The sequence below is a fragment of the Cellulomonas sp. 73-92 genome, from assembly GCF_001898175.1.
Taxonomy (GTDB): Bacteria; Actinomycetota; Actinomycetes; order Actinomycetales; family Cellulomonadaceae; genus Cellulomonas.
In genome coordinates this window covers 245401-257435 of the sequence record NZ_MKTH01000004.1, presented here as the reverse complement: position 1 = coordinate 257435, position 12035 = coordinate 245401, and the positions used below count along the sequence as shown (strand labels likewise).

Sequence of the window (12035 nt, the reverse complement as noted above, 5' to 3'; positions counted from 1 at the left end):
GCCGAGCGCCCAGCTCGTCGCCGAGACCGTCCCTTCCGACGTCCGATCCGCCCGGTCTCGAGCACGAAGTGGGCGCCCGGCGGCTGCGGCTCGCCTCCCGGCCGGCGGGCGAGGCGCGCGCTCGGCGGCTGCGGCTCACCTCCCGGCCGGCGGGCGTCGCAGGCGGCGCGGAGCGCTCAGCACGGGTTGTAAGAATGACGGGGTGTCAGATCGCAACGCACGGCTCGCCGGCCGACGACGGGTGCTCGCGACGGGCCGGGCCGGTTCACGCGTGGTCGGGGTGGTCGTCGGCCTCCTCGCGGCCGCGGCGCTCGCCGCCTGCGGCGGCGGTCCGGCGGTGACGCCGACGACCATGGCGCCCGCCGGCACGCCGGACCCGAGCGCGGCCGCGACGACGCCCGCGGCGCCGACCCCCGGGCCCGGCCCGGTCACCGGGATCACCGCGACGACCCTGGCGGTGCGGCTGCCGGCGCCCGCCTCGCGCGTCGTCGCCCTCCCGGTCGGCCACCGCCTGCTGCTCCTCGGCGGGCTCGTGGCCGGCACCACGAGCGCGCAGGTGCTGACGCTCGACCCGGCCGGGGGCACGGTCGCCGCGAGCGGCCGGCTGCCCCACGCGACGCACGACGCCGGCGGCGCGGTGCTCGGCGGGGCGGCGCTCGTGCTGGGCGGCGGCGTGCAGGCCTCGGCGGACTGGGTGCAGTCGGTCCCCGTCGCCGGGGGCGCGGGCACGGTCGTCGGGCGGCTGCCGCAGCCACGGTCGGACCACGTGGTGGCCTCTGACGGCACCACGGCCTACGTGGTCGGCGGGTACGCGACCGGCGCCGAGCTGACGGACGTGCTCGCCACCACCGACGGGGTCACCTTCCACGTCGTGGCGCACCTGGTGACGGGCGTGCGGTACGCGGCGGCGGCCCTCGTCGGGGGCGCGCTCTGGGTGGTCGGGGGCGAGCACGGCGGCACCCAGGTCGACACCGTCCAGCGGGTCGACCTCGCCACCGGCGCCGCGGCCGTCGTCGGCCACCTGCCGGCGCCGCTGTCGCACGCCACCGCCACGGTCCTCGACGGCACGCTGCTCGTCGTCGGCGGCCTGAGCCGCGGCGCCCACCTCGACGCGATCGAGCGGATCGACGCCACGGGCGCGCCGGCCCTCGTCGGGCACCTGCCCGCGGCGGCCTCGGACGTCGCGGTCGCGGTGCTCGGGGACGCGGCCTACGCCGTCGGTGGCGAGGGGGGCACGGGCCACCCGCTCGCGACGGTGGTGCGGCTCACCAGCGGCCCGGCGTCGCCGGCCCCGTGAGCCCCACGGTGTCCGCCAGGGAGAACGGCGGCACCGGGTCCATGCCGTCCGGATGGTTGAGGTAGCCGGTCCCGCTGCCCGGCTGCCCGGTGTGGCCGTACTGCCACACGATCGCGTTCTTCACCGGGTCGATGACGATCACCCGGTTGTTGGAGTCGTCGTTGAGCATCACGTCGCCGTTCGGCAGGCCCACGGCGAGCGACGGGTGGTTGAGCCGGCCGGGACCCGTCGGGGGGTTCCACCGCCAGAGGGCCTTGCCCGACGAGTCGAAGATCACGGCCTGGCCGGGGTTGGAGTAGTCCACGGTGAGGTACTGCCCCGGCTTGTACTGGTGGGAGTCCGAGGGGTAGGCGATGCCCGGCGCGTGCGCCGCCCACACGACATGGCCCGCCCGGTCGATCTCGTCGACCCAGTCGCCGTTGATCTCCGTGACCAGGAAGTGCCCGTTCGGCAGGGGGAACACGCCGTTGGGGCTGCCGAAGGCCGTCGGCGGCGCGTGGTGGCACGAGCCGAGGGTGCCGAGCGTCCACAGCGGCGACGTCGACGTCGGGGACAGGTCGACGAGCCGGCAGTTCTTGATGTCGGCGGCGAGCACGCTGCCGTCGGGCAGCATGAGCGCGTCGTCGGGGTTCCAGAGCTGGTTCGGTCCCGACCCGTGGTGGCCCGGCGTGCCGTACCGCCAGACGATCTTGCGCGTGGCGATGTCGATCATCGTGACGGCGAAGACGTCCTCCTCCGTCGCGACGACGTCCTTGCCGTCGGGGGTGATGAAGACGTCGTCGGGCACCTGGAAGGTCTGCCCCGGGGCGAGGTCGCCCGCCTGCGGCCACTGCCAGAGCACCTGACCGGTCGGGCTGACGACGACGAGCCGGTTGTTGTCGCGGTCCGCGATGAGGACCGGCCCGGGCAGCACGCTCGGGTCCGACCCGGGCGCCAGCTCTCCGGGGGTGCCGGCAGGCGCCGCCGGCCACGCGGCAGCGCCGGCCGTGGGCGACGGGGTCGGGGACGCGGCTCCGGCCGGCGTGGCGGCCGGCGTCGTGGGGGGCGTCGTCCCCGCGGCGGCCTGATGGCCCGCCGTCGGCCCGGTGCACGCCGCGAGCAGCAGCGCGGCGATGGCCAGCAGAGGCGCCTTCCGTCCTGAGGTCATGCGGGAGTGTGCAACGCGTCCCTGTGAGACGCCCCACGAGGCCGGCCGCCCGCGACGTGTCGCCCGGGCGGCCGGCCTCCTCCTGCCTAGAGGGCGACGATGCCCTGCCCACCCGCCAGGCCCGCGGCGGGAACGGCCGCCGTCGGGGTCAGCGCGCCGTCCGGCCCGATGCGGAACACGTCGATCGCCGCCGCCACGCCGGTCTCGACGTAGAGGTAGCGGCCGTCGGACGAGACCGCCGAGTCCACCGGCCCGGCGCCGGTGGCCACGTCGCCCCGCTTGGTGAGGGTGCCGTGACCACTCTCCGTGTAGCTGGACACCGTGCCGCTGCCGGTGTTGGAGACGTAGAACACGCCGTTCGCGCCGGTGACCCAGCACACCGCGGCACCGCCCGTCACCTGCGTGTCGAGGTGGCGCAGGGCCCCGTCCGGCTGGATCCGGTAGGTCGACACCGAGCCGGCGCCGGCCTCGGTCAGCACCAGGTCGCCGGCGCGGTCGAAGACGAAGCCGAAGGGCACCGCGCCGACGGCCGTGCTCACCACGGGCGTCGCGGACAGGCCGCCGTGCCGCAGCGAGTACACCAGCACGCTGTTGCCGTCCTTCTTGGTCGAGACGACGAGCCGGCGGCCGTCCGGCGTGAAGGCCACCTGCGCCGGCGTGCTGACGAACTCCGGCGTCGCGGCGGGGTCGAAGCCTAGGTCACGGTGCCAGGAGGGCACGGCCGTCAGGTGGCCGCCGGCCTGCCGGAAGCCCTGCAGCGAGCCGCCGTCGCGGGCGTTGAGCACGTACACGAACCCGCCCCGGGCCGTGATGCTCACCGGGAAGCTGCCGCCGGAGCCGACGACGTCCCGGCGCACCAGGTGGTCCCCCACCACGGCGAAGACGGTGATGGTGTCGCTGCCCGAGTTCAGCGCGTACAGCAGGTGCGTCGACGCGTCGTACGTCAAGGAGCCCTCGGACGCCAGCTGGTCGGCCACGGCACCGGCGAGCGTCCCGCCGACGCCGCCCGTCGGGTAGCCGGCCAGCTCGACCAGCCCACCGCTCGGCGTGCGCCGGTACTCCAGGACCATGTTGCCGGAGGCCTCCGCGGTCTGGACGAAGACGAGGCCACCCGAGGTGTCGCCCGGTTCGTGGGCGCTGGCCGCGGTGGGAGCGGCGACGAGCAGCGCGGCGGCCAGGCCGCACGACGCGAGCCGCGCGGGGTGCTTGAGGATGTTCATGACGCTCCTTCGCAACGCGGGACGCCGACCAGGAGGCCGGCGCCTCTGTGTTCGCGCCCGGACGCGTCCCGGATGGGAGCTCAGGCCACCGGCCCGAGCACGGCGTCCCGCTCGCGCGTGCGCCGGAAGGCCGGGGTCGCCGTGGCGAGCACGACGAGCCCGAGCACCGCAGCGGTCACCATGACGCCCGTCATGGCACGCGCGTCCCCGCCCAGCAGCCCGGACAACGGCGTCACGGCGCCGCCGATGAGGGCCTGGAGGAACCCGCTGACCGCCGCGGCGGTGCCGGCGACCTCGCCGTGGCGGGTCAGGGCCAGGGCGTTCGCGTTGGCGCCGATGAGGTTGACCATCGAGACGGTGCAGAAGAGCGCGACCAGCAGCGCCGGCAGCCCGCCCGCCCCGGTGACCCCGAGCACGACGAGCACGGCGCTCAGCCCCACCATGAGCACCTGGGCGGTCCGCACGATCCGCAGCGGCGCGATCCGGTGCACCAGCGCCGCGTTGACCTGCGCGCTCGCGACCAGCCCGATGCCGTTCACCGCGAAGATCAGCGCGAACTGGTTCTCGCTCAGCCCGTACCCGTCGCGCAGCACGAACGGCGAGCCGACGACGTAGCTCATGAGGACCGCGAACGAGAGGCCGGGCAGCAGCGCGAGCCCGACGAAGTGGCGGTCGCGGAGCAGGGCGAGGTAGCCGGCACCCGCCACCCGCAGCCCCCCGACCCGCCGCCGCTGCTCCGGCAGGGTCTCGGGGAGGGTGCGCAGCACGACGACCCACAGCGCGATGCCGAACAGGGCCAGCGCCCAGAACACCGCGCGCCACCCCCAGACGCCGGCGATGAGGCCGCCGATCGACGGTGCGAACAGCGGCGAGACGCCGATGACGAGCATCAGGCGGGACATCAGCTTGGCGGCGTCGGCGCCGACGAAGCGGTCGCGGATCACCGCTGTGGCGACGACCGTCGCCGACGCGTTGAAGAAGCCCTGCCCGGCGCGCAGCCCGACGAGCAGCCCGATCCAGGGCGCCACCGCGCACAGGACCGACATGACGACGTGCAGCGCGACGCCGACGAGCACGGGCCGCCGCCGGCCGAACCGGTCCGAGACCGGCCCGATGACGAGCTGCCCGACGGCGCCGCCGATCATCATCGCCGTCATCGTCAGCTGGGCCGCCGTCGCGGAGGTGTGCAGGTCGCGCGCCACGTCCGGCAGCGACGGCAGGTACATGTCCGTCGAGAAGGCCGGCAGCGCCGCCATGAAGCCGAGCAGCAGGATGTGCCGGGCGTCCGGCCGGTACCGCCCGACCTCGGACGCCGCGCCACCCGGCTGGACGGACCCTCCCGGGCGCGCGACGGTGCCCGCGCCGGCGGGGGCGCTCGTGTCGTCGAAGGCGGGCCCGGACATCCCGCCCATCCTCACACGGGCCGCGCTTGCCCGTCGAATCGTTTCGACCGGATCGGAGCGCCGGGGTTCGCGGCCGCCCACAGGGAGGGCGTCAGCTCGTGGTCACCACCAGTCCCGCCGACGGCGCCGATGTCGGCGCCATGGGGATACTCGGACCATGTGCGGGCGCTACGCCTCGTTCCGCGAGGACCAGCAGCTGGCCGACGAGTTCGCGATCGCGACCGTCGCCGACGACGTGCGCCTCCTCGGTCCCAGCTGGAACGTCGCCCCGACCGACGGCGTGCGGGTCGTCGTCGACCGCCCGGACGCGCAGGGCGAGGTCACCCGGCAGCTGCGCGTCGCACGGTGGGGCCTGGTGCCGAGCTGGGCGAAGGATCCGGGCATCGGCAACCGGTTCGTCAACGCGCGCGCCGAGTCGCTGCAGCAGTCGAACGCGTTCGCCCGGCCCTTCGCTGTCCGTCGCGCGCTGCTCCCGGCGGACGGCTACTACGAGTGGCAGAAGCTCGAGGAGGGTGGCCGGCGCCCGCGGAAGCAGCCGTTCTACCTCCACCCGGCCGACGGCGGGCCGCTCGCGCTGGCCGGGCTCTACGAGTTCTGGCGGGACCGCACCAAGGCGGACGACGACCCCGACCGCTGGCTGGTGACGGCCGTCGTCATCACCCGGCCGGCGTCACCGGAGCTGGAGCGCATCCACGACCGCCAGCCGCTCATGCTGACGCCGGACCTCTGGGAGGCGTGGCTGGACCCGGCGGTGGGGGCCGACGGCGCCGCGAAGCTCCTGCTCGCGGAGGCACCGCGCCTGGAGGCGGTGCCCATCACCGACGCCGTCAACAGCGTCCGCAACAACGGCCCGCAGCTGCTCACGCCCGCGGCGGTGGACCCGCCGGGCCGCTAGCAGGGCCGCGGCGCAGCACGAACGGCTCCACGCGCCCCAGCCCCTCGGCCTCGCGCGGTGGAAGCGCCTCGGTGGTGAAGCGGTCGTCGGCGGCCAGCGCCTCGGCGGTCTCGACGTCGGTCCAGACGGTCGAGGGCGAGGCCATGTCGGTGAGCCGGGCGGCGAGCGTCACCGGCACGCCGAACACGTCCCCGAAGCGCGAGAGCACCCGCCCCCACACGAGCGACACCCGCACCGGCGTCACGCCTCGGGCCTCGCCCGCCAGCTCGGACGGCACGTCGCCGCCGAACTCGTCCGCCAGGCCGAGCGCCACCAGCGCGCCGGTCGCGGGGTCGTCGGCGACGAACAGCACCGCGTCGCCGATCGTCTTGACCACCCGCCCGCCGGCCGCGGCCACGACGTCGCGCGCGGCGGCCTCGAACCGTTCGACGAAGGCGGACAGGTCGGTCGCACCGAGCCCGGCCGTCCGCCGCGTGAACGACACCATGTCCGCGAACCCGACCGCCCGCCGCAGGGGCAGCCCGCCCTCCGAGCCGCGCGCGTGGAGGTCCGACAGCTCGGCGTCCCAGCGGCCGGCGACGGCCGCCAGCTGGCGGTGGAAGGCGTAGGTCAGGAGGGCGTCGAGGTGCGGCGCCAGCCCGGCGAGCCGGTCGAGGACCAGCAGCCGCGCGCTCGGGTGGTCGAGGGCGTACCGGTCGGCGAGGTCCTCGACGAGGGCCTCCACCTGCCACAGCACGAGGCGGTCCATGGTGTGGCCGAGCGAGCGGACCAGCTCGCCCAGGACCGCCGGCTCGATGCCCTCCTCCCGCGAGAGGGTCGCGATGACCTCGCCCGCCCGGGCGTCCGCCTCGGTGAACACCGGGGCGTCGTGCTCCGCGGTCGGCAGGCCGAACATCCGCCGGTACGCCAGCACCCGCTCGGCCGGCACGCCGACCCGCGCGGCGACCTCGTCGGCCGTCAGCGGGCGGTTCCCGCCGAGGAGCGCCTCCTCGAGCGCGGCGACGGTGGAGTCCGCAGCGGGATCCGGCACGCGACGACTGTAACGCGGGTCACATCTGCGGGCTGCGCACCAGCAGGACGTCGCCGGCGAGGACGGTCCGGTCGCCGTCGGGGCCGCGCACGACGAGGGCACCGGCCTCGTCGAGCCGCTGCGCCACCCCGTCGAGCCGGGTGCCGCCGGGCAGGTCGACGTGCACCGTCCGTCCGAGCGTGACGCACGCGGTCGCGACCTCGCCGGCCAGCCCGGCCGACACCGCGTCCCCGTGGGCGGCCGTGAGCCGCTCGGCCACCAGCGCCAGCGCGGACACGACCGCGACCAGCACGGACTCCCGGTCGGCGTGCCGCGCGCCGGACAGGGCGAGGGACGTCGCGGACGGCACCGGCAGCTCGTCGGGCCGCTGCGTGACGTTGATGCCCAGGCCGACGAGCACCGCGGGGGCGCCGTCGGCCAGCGGCACCACCTCGGTGAGGATGCCGCCGAGCTTGCGCCAGGTGCCCCAGCCCTCGACGTGGCCGGCAAGGTTGTCGACGACGATGTCGTTGGGCCACTTGAGGGAGGCCCGGACGCCCGCGGTCGCGCGCAGCGCGGTCACCACGCCCAGCCCGGCGAGCAGCGGCAGCCAGCCCAGGGCCGCCGAGGGCAGGTCCGGCCGCAGCACGAACGTGCCGGTCACCGAGGTCCCGGCGGGCGTCACCCAGGTGCGTCCGGAGCGGCCGCGGCCGGCGGTCTGGCGCTCGGCCAGCAGCAGGCCCGGCGTCGGCCACAGCGAGGGTGCCGCCCGCAGCTCGTCGGCGAGCGCGCTGTTGGTGGAGCCCACCTCGTCGACCACCTCCAGGCGGGCCAACGGCCCGGCGGGGGCCAGGAGCAGGCTGCGCAGCCGGTCGGCGTCGAAGGTCACGTGGACATCATGGCTTGGAGGGTTCCGACGAGGCCAGGTACCCAACACGGTCCGCACTCGGCAGGTCGTTGGTGCCAGCCGACAACTAGCCTGGCGCGATGACCCAGACCGAGCCGGAGACCGGGACCGCGGCCAAGCTGGCGGACCTGGCGGCCCGCACCGCGGCGGTCGCGGAGGCCGAGGCCCAGGCCGCCACCAAGCAGCACGCCCGCGGCAAGCGCACCGCCCGCGAGCGCATCGAGACCCTCCTGGACCCGGACAGCTTCATCGAGCTCGACACCCTGGTGCGCCACCGCTCCACGAACTTCGGGCTGGACAAGCGGCGGATCCCCGGCGACGGCGTCGTCGCGGGGCACGGCACCGTCGACGGGCGCCCGGTGTGCGTCTACGCGCAGGACTTCACGGTGTTCGGCGGCTCGCTCGGGGAGGTGCACGGCCAGAAGATCACCAAGGTGATGGACCTGGCGCTGCGCACCGGGGTGCCGCTGGTCGGCATCCTCGACGGCGGCGGCGCGCGCATCCAGGAGGGCGTCGCGGGCCTCACGCAGTTCGCCGAGATCTTCCGGCGCAACGTCGCCGCGTCCGGCGTCATCCCGCAGGTGTCGATCATCCTGGGGCCGTCCGCGGGCGGCGCCGTGTACTCCCCCGCCCTCACCGACTTCATCGTCATGGCGGACAAGACGTCGAACATGTTCATCACCGGGCCGGACGTCATCCGCGCGGTGACCGGCGAGGACGTGGGCTTCGAGGAGCTCGGCGGGGCGACGACGCACAACGCCCGCTCGGGCGTCGCGCACTACCTGGCGTCCGACGAGGAGGACGCCATCGACTACGCGCGCGCCCTCCTGTCGTACCTGCCGTCGAACAACCTGACCGACCCGCCGACCTACCACCACGAGCCGTCGCTGGAGCCGACCGACGAGGACCTCGCGCTGGACCAGGTGGTCCCCGACTCCGACGCGCAGCCGTACGAGATGCGCACCGTCGTGGAGGCCGTGCTGGACGACGGGGTGCTGCTGGAGGTGCAGGCGCTGTTCGCGCCGAACGTCGTGGTCGGCTTCGGCCACGTCGAGGGCCATCCGGTCGGCGTCGTCGCCAACCAGCCGATGACGATGGCCGGCACGCTGGACATCGACGCCGCCGAGAAGGCCGCACGCTTCGTCCGCACGTGCGACGCCTTCAACCTGCCGGTGCTGACCTTCGTGGACGTGCCGGGGTTCCTGCCCGGCACCGACCAGGAGTGGAACGGGATCATCCGGCGCGGCGCGAAGCTGATCTTCGCGTACGCCGAGGCGACGGTGCCGCTCGTCACCGTCATCACACGCAAGGCGTACGGCGGGGCGTACATCGTCATGGGCTCCAAGCAGCTCGGCGCCGACGTCAACCTCGCCTGGCCCACCGCCCAGATCGCCGTCATGGGCGCCGGCGGCGCGGTGAACATCCTGCACCGCGCCGCGCTCGGCGCCGTCGAGAAGGAAGGCGGCGACGTCGAGGCCGAGCGCGCCCGCCTGACGCGGGAGTACGAGGAGCAGATCGTCAACCCCTGGGACGCGGCCGACCGCGGCTACGTCGACGCCGTGATCGCCCCCTCCCAGACGCGCGCCCAGGTCACGCGCGCGCTGCGCCTGCTGCGCACCAAGCGTGCCACCCTGCCCGCCAAGAAGCATGGGAACATCCCGCTGTGACCAGCCATGAGCACGACCACCACGAGGGCGCCCACGGCGCCGAGCCGATCCACGGGGTCGACGCCGGCGCGATGCACCGCGTCGTCGACGACCTGACCAGCGCGCTGCACAGCTACGTCGACACCGCGGTGGGCGTCCGTGCCGAGTTCGGCGCCACCGAGGCCGACGAGGACCCGCGCATCCTCGCGCTCGAGGCGACGGTCGGCTCGCTCAACGCCAAGCTGTACGACCTCCTCCACGAGACCCTCGGCCTGCACGCCGACCTCACCGGCATGAGCTGGGACGACGAGGAGCCCGAGGGGCAGGCCGAGGAGGGCGAGGTCGACACGTTCCACCTCGGCTTCGTCGTCGGCCCGCCGCAGGCGACCAGCGACCTGACCCTCGACTCGGTCCTCGACATGGTCGACACGGGCGGCGCCGAGCTCGCCCGCACGCTCCAGGAGGCCGGCTTCGACGTCGTCGAGTGGGGTGCCGCCCGGGGCGCGCCGGTGCACTTCGGGGACGACGACGTGGACGACGTGGACGAGGACGGCGACGCGTGAGCGTCCCGACCCCGCGCAACGAGCCGTCGCAGGGCGCGGCCCACGTCCAGGTGGTGCGCGGCGCGCCCGACGAGGTCGAGCTCGCGGCGCTCGTCGCGGGCCTGGTCGCCACGGCCGGGCACGACGACGAGCCGGCGGCCCCCGCCGCCGAGTGGTCCAGCCGCCGCCGCGCGCTGCCGCAGCCGCCGGCCGCCGCCCCCGGGCCCGACGCGTGGCGCTGGAGCCTGCACCCCTGATCGGGGCCGGTTCCCCGGCCCCCGTGGGCGGCCCTCGATAGGGTCGAGACCATGAGTCGAACCCCCACCGCCGTCGACCGGATCGCCGACGACATCCTCGCCCGCTACGTGGTCCTGGACCCGATCGCCGCCACCGAGATCGGCGTCAAGGGCCACGACCACGAGATGACCGACCTCTCCCCCGCCGGCCACGCCGCCCGCACGGAGCTCGCCCGCGAGGCGCTGCACGCCCTGCAGGCCGCGACCCCGGCCGACGACACGGACCGCGTGACGGTCGAGGCGATGGCCTTCACGCTCGGCACGCAGCTGGCCCTGGACGACGCGGGCGAGACGCTCGCACCGCTCAACAACCTCGCCTCCCCGCTGCAGGGGATCCGCGACATCTTCGACCTCATGGCCACGGACACCGACGAGGACTGGGCGACCATCGCCGCCCGCCTCCGGGCGCTGCCCGGGTCCGCCGCCGGCTACGCCGAGTCGCTGCGCGCCGCCGCCGACGCCGGCCGTGCCCCGGCCGTGCGGCAGGTCGAGGAGGGCATCAAGCAAGCGGCCGAGCTGGCCGACCCGAGCTCTTCCTTCTTCCCGACGTTCGTCGCCGCGGGGCCGGCGTCGCTGCGCGCCGAGCTCGACGCCGCCGCCGCCGGCGCCACCGCCGCCTACGCGGCGCTCGCCGAGACCCTCCGCGAGCTGGCACCGCGCGCCCCCCGGCAGGACGCCTTCGGCCGCGACCGCTACGCGATGTGGTCGCGCTACTTCGTCGGCGCGACGGTCGACCTCGACGAGACGTACGCGTGGGGCCTCGACCAGCTCGCCGCCATCACGGCGGAGCAGACCGCGATCGCCCGCCGCATCGCCGGCCCGGGCGCCACCGTCGAGGACGCCATCGCGAAGCTCGATGCGGACCCGGCGCGCAAGCTCCACGGCACCGAGGAGCTGCAGCGCTGGATGCAGACCACCGCCGACTCGGCGATCGCCGCGCTCGACGGGCGGCACTTCACCATCGCCGAGCCGCTGCACCGGCTCGAGTGCCGCATCGCCCCGACCCAGACCGGCGGGATCTACTACACCGGCCCGTCCGACGACCTGTCGCGACCCGGGCGGATGTGGTGGTCCGTGCCGCCGGAGGTCGAGGAGTTCGGCACCTGGCGCGAGCGCACCACCGTCTACCACGAGGGCGTCCCCGGCCACCACCTGCAGGTCGGCACCGCCGTCGTCAACCGCGACGAGCTCAACGACTTCCGCCGCCTGGCGATGTGGACCTCCGGCCACGGCGAGGGCTGGGCGCTGTACGCCGAGCGCCTCATGGCCGATCTCGGCTTCCTCGACGACGACGGCGACCGCCTCGGGATGCTGGACGGCCAGCGGATGCGCGCCACGCGCGTCGTCTTCGACATCGGCGTCCACCTCGGCCTGCCCGCGCCGGAGGAGTACGGCGGCGGCACGTGGGACGCCGACAAGGCGTGGGAGCTGATGAAGCGCAACGTCCACATGGCCGAGGGCTTCAACCGGTTCGAGTGGCTGCGCTACCTCGGCTGGGCGGGGCAGGCACCGTCCTACCTCGTCGGCCAGCGCCTGTGGCTGGAGATCCGCGAGAAGGCGCGCGCCGCCGCGGCGGCCCGGGGCGAGGAGTTCGACCTGCCGGCGTTCCATACGCGCGCGCTCAACCTCGGCTCGCTGCCGCTCGAGGTGTTGGCGAAGGTCGTCTGACGCCG

The 12035-nt window shown here is 75.1% G+C and carries 11 protein-coding genes; 6 read left to right on the top strand and 5 right to left on the bottom strand.

The features are described from left to right. The first annotated feature begins 202 nt into the window (after positions 1 to 202). Positions 203 to 1297 (top strand): hypothetical protein, encoded by a 1095-nt coding sequence (locus BGO37_RS02300; protein ID WP_291751832.1) that lies wholly within the window; start codon positions 203 to 205, stop codon positions 1295 to 1297. Here BGO37_RS02300 and BGO37_RS02295 read toward each other — a convergent pair. The 3 genes from BGO37_RS02295 to BGO37_RS02285 form a co-directional block, all read right to left on the bottom strand. Continuing rightward, on the bottom strand, positions 1266 to 2444 hold the full coding sequence (locus BGO37_RS02295; RefSeq protein ID WP_291751829.1) for a PQQ-binding-like beta-propeller repeat protein: 1179 nt from the start codon (positions 2442 to 2444) through the stop codon (positions 1266 to 1268). The two genes, BGO37_RS02300 and BGO37_RS02295, sit on opposite strands and share 32 nt — an antisense overlap. An 86-nt stretch (positions 2445 to 2530) precedes the next feature. Then, on the bottom strand, positions 2531 to 3664 hold the full coding sequence (locus BGO37_RS02290; RefSeq protein ID WP_291751827.1) for a beta-propeller fold lactonase family protein: 1134 nt from the start codon (positions 3662 to 3664) through the stop codon (positions 2531 to 2533). Between the two features lie 80 nt (positions 3665 to 3744). Next, positions 3745 to 5067, bottom strand: coding sequence for a multidrug effflux MFS transporter (locus BGO37_RS02285; RefSeq protein ID WP_291751825.1), 1323 nt, complete (start codon positions 5065 to 5067; stop codon positions 3745 to 3747). A gap of 157 nt (positions 5068 to 5224) precedes the next feature. Between BGO37_RS02285 and BGO37_RS02280 the strand changes: the two genes are divergently transcribed. Continuing rightward, on the top strand, positions 5225 to 5962 hold the full coding sequence (locus BGO37_RS02280; protein WP_291751823.1) for an SOS response-associated peptidase: 738 nt from the start codon (positions 5225 to 5227) through the stop codon (positions 5960 to 5962). Here the strand turns inward: BGO37_RS02280 and BGO37_RS02275 are convergent. Together BGO37_RS02275 and BGO37_RS02270 are read right to left on the bottom strand one after the other, a co-directional pair. Next, positions 5928 to 6992 carry an adenylate/guanylate cyclase domain-containing protein gene (locus tag BGO37_RS02275; protein ID WP_291751822.1) on the bottom strand — a complete coding sequence of 355 codons (1065 nt, stop codon included), beginning with the start codon at positions 6990 to 6992 and terminating at the stop codon, positions 5928 to 5930. The two genes, BGO37_RS02280 and BGO37_RS02275, sit on opposite strands and share 35 nt — an antisense overlap. A gap of 19 nt (positions 6993 to 7011) precedes the next feature. Continuing rightward, a complete protein-coding gene (locus BGO37_RS02270; protein WP_291751821.1) occupies positions 7012 to 7860 on the bottom strand; it encodes a biotin--[acetyl-CoA-carboxylase] ligase in 849 nt (282 codons plus the stop codon). Between the two features lie 98 nt (positions 7861 to 7958). Here BGO37_RS02270 and BGO37_RS02265 point away from each other — a divergent pair, with 98 nt between their 5' ends. From BGO37_RS02265 to BGO37_RS02250, 4 genes are read left to right on the top strand one after another with little or no spacing between them, the layout of a single operon-like run. Continuing rightward, a complete protein-coding gene (locus tag BGO37_RS02265; protein ID WP_291751819.1) occupies positions 7959 to 9545 on the top strand; it encodes an acyl-CoA carboxylase subunit beta in 1587 nt (528 codons plus the stop codon). Continuing rightward, positions 9542 to 10087 (top strand): hypothetical protein, encoded by a 546-nt coding sequence (locus BGO37_RS02260; RefSeq protein WP_291751817.1) that lies wholly within the window; start codon positions 9542 to 9544, stop codon positions 10085 to 10087. The genes BGO37_RS02265 and BGO37_RS02260 overlap by 4 nt, the downstream gene beginning before the upstream one ends. Further along, on the top strand, positions 10084 to 10323 hold the full coding sequence (locus tag BGO37_RS02255; RefSeq protein ID WP_291751815.1) for an acyl-CoA carboxylase subunit epsilon: 240 nt from the start codon (positions 10084 to 10086) through the stop codon (positions 10321 to 10323). The genes BGO37_RS02260 and BGO37_RS02255 overlap by 4 nt, the downstream gene beginning before the upstream one ends. A gap of 51 nt (positions 10324 to 10374) precedes the next feature. Continuing rightward, a complete protein-coding gene (locus BGO37_RS02250; protein WP_291751813.1) occupies positions 10375 to 12030 on the top strand; it encodes a DUF885 domain-containing protein in 1656 nt (551 codons plus the stop codon). Positions 12031 to 12035 lie beyond the last annotated feature (5 nt).

Coding starts and splice junctions, on each gene's coding strand:
- BGO37_RS02295 (WP_291751829.1), bottom strand. CDS start 2,444: ATGACCTCAGGACGGAAGGCGCCTCTGCTGGCCATCGCCGCGCTGCTG.
- BGO37_RS02290 (WP_291751827.1), bottom strand. CDS start 3,664: ATGAACATCCTCAAGCACCCCGCGCGGCTCGCGTCGTGCGGCCTGGCC.
- BGO37_RS02285 (WP_291751825.1), bottom strand. CDS start 5,067: ATGTCCGGGCCCGCCTTCGACGACACGAGCGCCCCCGCCGGCGCGGGC.
- BGO37_RS02280 (WP_291751823.1), top strand. CDS start 5,225: ATGTGCGGGCGCTACGCCTCGTTCCGCGAGGACCAGCAGCTGGCCGAC.
- BGO37_RS02265 (WP_291751819.1), top strand. CDS start 7,959: ATGACCCAGACCGAGCCGGAGACCGGGACCGCGGCCAAGCTGGCGGAC.
- BGO37_RS02250 (WP_291751813.1), top strand. CDS start 10,375: ATGAGTCGAACCCCCACCGCCGTCGACCGGATCGCCGACGACATCCTC.